Source organism: Thermodesulfobacteriota bacterium (assembly GCA_039028315.1).
Lineage (GTDB): Bacteria > Desulfobacterota_D > UBA1144 > Nemesobacterales > UBA2774 > CR02bin9.
Genome location: JBCCIH010000211.1, coordinates 1 through 3,690, shown reverse-complemented (window position 1 = coordinate 3,690; position 3,690 = coordinate 1). Strand labels below are relative to the sequence as shown.

Below are 3,690 nucleotides of genomic sequence, written 5' to 3'. Positions count from 1 at the left end.
CTAGAAGAAAGCCGCTCCAGGTTCCTCTTAGAGGGGTGTTAAAAAGCATAATTATAAAAAACAGCACCCCTAATCCAACTAATCCCAAAGAGAGTTTCTCAGAAATAGAAAGAGGCTTTACTTCTGCTTTTGGAGGCTCTGGAAATCCGCTCTTTTCCTCATCAAACTCGTAATTTAGAGTTTTGGAATCAATCATGCGACCTGCTCCTTAAAGGTTCCTACGATCTCTGATTCGTGTTTTCTGAAGAACTCCGGGTCAAAATTAGCTTTGGACAAATTATCCAAAACATACTCTGGGCTTCTTTGCTCTTTTATCCAATTCTCACAGACTTTGTGGCTATATCTAAGACCCATAACGTTTACGCCTAGAACTTTGTTATCATCGTGAACTAACCTTAGAGAATGTAGATGGTTTTTATGTTCCCAGTAAAGATTTTTTTCATCAGGGATAGCAACAAGTCCCTGACCGTTGTTTACTTGCCCGTAGGTTTGATATTCAAGGTTTAAAAATTTTGCGGAGTTATACCAAATCCCAGGATCATAAAGAGTATCCAAGCCGGCCATTGACTCTGCAGCAACCCTGCCCTGCATTTTTCCAGTGTACCAAACTTGCTGAATTAAATTACGCCCCTCTCCTTGGGTAATAAGCTCAGCGCAGTCTCCAGCGCAATAAACATCTTCGATCTGCGAGCGAAGGCCAAAATCAACTAGAATGCCTCGTGCGCTCGGTATATTTGATTGCTTTGCCAGATCTATATTTGGGCTAACCCCGGCTGTTAGGCCAACGATTTGGCAGTTTATTTTCTCTCCCCTGTTAGTGATAACACCGCCGACACGGCCCGAGCCGTCATCTAAAATCTCCTGAAGCTCTGTTTCAAGTAATAATTCCATATTTTCATTTTTTATTATGCGGTTTATCATTAAAGATTCTTGAGCAGGCAGGACGTTATCCCAGTAAGACTTTTCTCTGACTAAAAATGTCACATGTATGCCCCTTGAGTGAAGCATCTCTGCAAGCTCAATACCAATAAGGCCACCGCCAACTACGACTGCATTTTTAGCCCCCACAGTATTCTCGTAGAGTTCATTTAGATCCATTAGATCATAAAGGCCCTGAACACCTTTGAGGTCCTGTCCAGGCCAGCCAAATTTATTTGATTTTGATCCGGTTGAAATTAGAAGTTTGTCATAGTGAATCGGCTCACTGTTATGCATAATGAGCCTCTTTGACTCAGAATCTATCTCGGCCACCCAGCCCCTTACCAAGTTGATATCATTTTTTTGCCAGAAGCTGTTTTCATAGAGCTTAGTGTCCTGGTACCGCATATGTCCCATGAATATGTACATCAGAGCTGGTCTAGAGTAATGATAATCAGACTCACCTGAGATCATAGTAATTTTCCAATCAGGCTTGAGCCCTCTTAATCTTATGGCCGCTGATACGCCGGTTATTCCGTTTCCAATTATTGCAACATGCATTTAACCGAAAATCCCCTTAGCACAATATATAAAGATAGTAATAAATAAGATGAAACTAGGACGAAAAAGATGCGTCAGAGAGAAATAATTGAGATTCAATAAAAAAAGTATGTTAATTTTTATACATTCTTAATATTTGTATTTTATTGTTGAAGATACAGAGTGTTGACAATCTTTGTATCCGGACATATTCTTTACTGAATTTAAATGGCTAAAGGATAAGGAACCAATGGGCAGGCTAGAAAGACTACTTAACACAGCCGACGATTATAAAGAAGCTGGACGTTTCAGCGAAGCTCTTAAAGAGCTTAAAAAAGCAACTGAGATTGCGCCTTATGACCCTGATGTTTATCTTTCAATTGCGCTAACTTATGATGCAATGGAAGATTTCGAAACTTCTATTCACTATTTCAAAAAAGCTCTTAATTTAAATTCCGAAGACCCATATATATGGACACAATTAGGTATCACGCTTTCCAGGATGAGTAGATACAGTGAGTCTATTGATTCATTTGAACAAGCACTCGAGGTAGACCCTGATAACGTATTTGCAAAATGGCATATTGCGCTAGCCTACAGGACGACCGGTCTATATGAAGATGCGCTTATGAAGTTTGAAGAATGTCTTAACTCAGAATCTGAGCTCGACTACATTAGAGATGAAATTTTCTACCAACTTGGTCTATGCTACTTTGACATGGGATGGACCAGAGAAGCACTTAAAGAATTTAGAAAGCATGTGGAAATTTGCCCAAATGATAACTGGGCACATCTTTCTATAGGAAACTGCTATTTTGACTTTGGCTGGATTGATGAGTCGGCTGCTAAATTTAGAGAGGTTATTAACGCTTCCCCAAGCTTTATCCCCGCTTACAATTCACTAGCACTATCATTAGCTGAAAAGGGTTGGTATGATGACGCGCTTGAAGTGCTAAGAGCTGCTCTTCAAATAGCTCCAGATGATGAATCCGTTAAAGACAATATGGACTATATACAGTCCTTAAAAGATGACGATGACGGCAACAAGGGTCTTGTTTTCTTATCTCTGATAATGCAGATAATTATGTCTAAAAAACAAGCTCTTTCTGACAAAGATTAATATCAATTTCCAACTATTGATTCTTTAGCATATTCCCTTCCGGTGTTAGTTAAAACAAGCCTACCATTGTCTATAATAAGAAAACCATTGTTAACAGAGTAATTTACTACTCGTCGTGCAAAACTCTGCTTCCATTTTAGGTGCTGTTCTAAGTGTTCTATCTGAGATTCATTTTCTTCATCTTGGGTTCCCTCGTGGTTAAGCAAGTGAATAGCCAGCATCTTACCAGCAAACTCCCACCTTTGCTCAGAGCGGCGCTTGGCAATAGCAATAATTCCTCTCTCTGGGGCAAATAAAAATACAACTACAAAAAGCACTCCTGCCATAGTTGCCATTGATCCTGCAATATTAGCGTCAAGTAAAATGGCCATCCAAAACCCTAAAGCTGAGCTTATAATACCCAGAAGAACGCTAAGCAATATCATCTTCTTCAGATTGTCAGTTAAAAGATATGCGGCGGCCGGTGGGGCAATCATAAGTGCCACGACGAGAATAGATCCAACTGCATCAAACGCTCCAACAGCGGTAACCGAAACAAGACTCATAAGCCCGTAGTGAATAAGGCCGGGCGAGAATCCAAGAGCTGCCGCCAGGCCGGCATCAAAAGTGGCAAGTTTTAGTTCTTTGTAGAAAAAGGATATGAATAGAACATTCAGCAATAAAATTACTAACATTACGTAAAGGGATTTTGGTCCAATATCATTTCCAAAAATTATTAGACGGTCAAACGGCGCAAATGCCAGCTCTCCTAACAAAACTGAGTGTACATCAAGGTGCACATACCAAGCATAGCGCGCTATTAATATTACGCCGATACTAAATAGCACCGGGAAGACTAGCCCAATAGATGCATCTTCTTTTACCAGTTTGGTTTTGTTTAATAACTCAACGAGGCTAACTGTTAAGACTCCGCTTAAAGTCGCTCCTATGATCAATATTGGAGAGGACATATCTGGAATCATAAAAAAAGTAAGCACTATTCCAAGAAGTATGGCGTGACTTATTGCATCACTCATCATTGCCATGCGGCGAAGCACAAGAAACACACCCGGTATAGCACAAGCCGCTGCAACTACCGAAGCAATTAGTAGTATTTCAAACTGCTCAAAACT

At 40.2% G+C, this 3,690-nt stretch carries 4 protein-coding genes; 1 reads left to right on the top strand and 3 read right to left on the bottom strand.

Features of this window, described 5'->3' with window-relative positions:
* Positions 1–196, bottom strand: a 196-nt coding sequence (locus tag AAF462_10895; protein ID MEM7009628.1) for a hypothetical protein, incomplete at its 3' end; no start/stop codon positions are given.
* The gene (locus AAF462_10890; protein MEM7009627.1) at positions 193–1,479 is read right to left on the bottom strand and encodes an FAD-dependent oxidoreductase; all 1,287 of its coding nucleotides are present in this window, start codon (positions 1,477–1,479) and stop codon (positions 193–195) included. The genes AAF462_10890 and AAF462_10895, both read right to left, overlap by 4 nt.
* Positions 1,480–1,708: 229 nt before the next feature.
* Here AAF462_10890 and AAF462_10885 point away from each other — a divergent pair, with 229 nt between their 5' ends.
* Entirely contained in the window at positions 1,709–2,578 is an 870-nt protein-coding gene (locus AAF462_10885) for a tetratricopeptide repeat protein (GenBank protein ID MEM7009626.1), read from the top strand.
* A 2-nt stretch (positions 2,579–2,580) separates the two neighbouring features.
* Here AAF462_10885 and AAF462_10880 read toward each other — a convergent pair.
* On the bottom strand, positions 2,581–3,690 hold a 1,110-nt coding region (locus AAF462_10880; GenBank protein ID MEM7009625.1), incomplete at its 5' end, for a metal ABC transporter permease.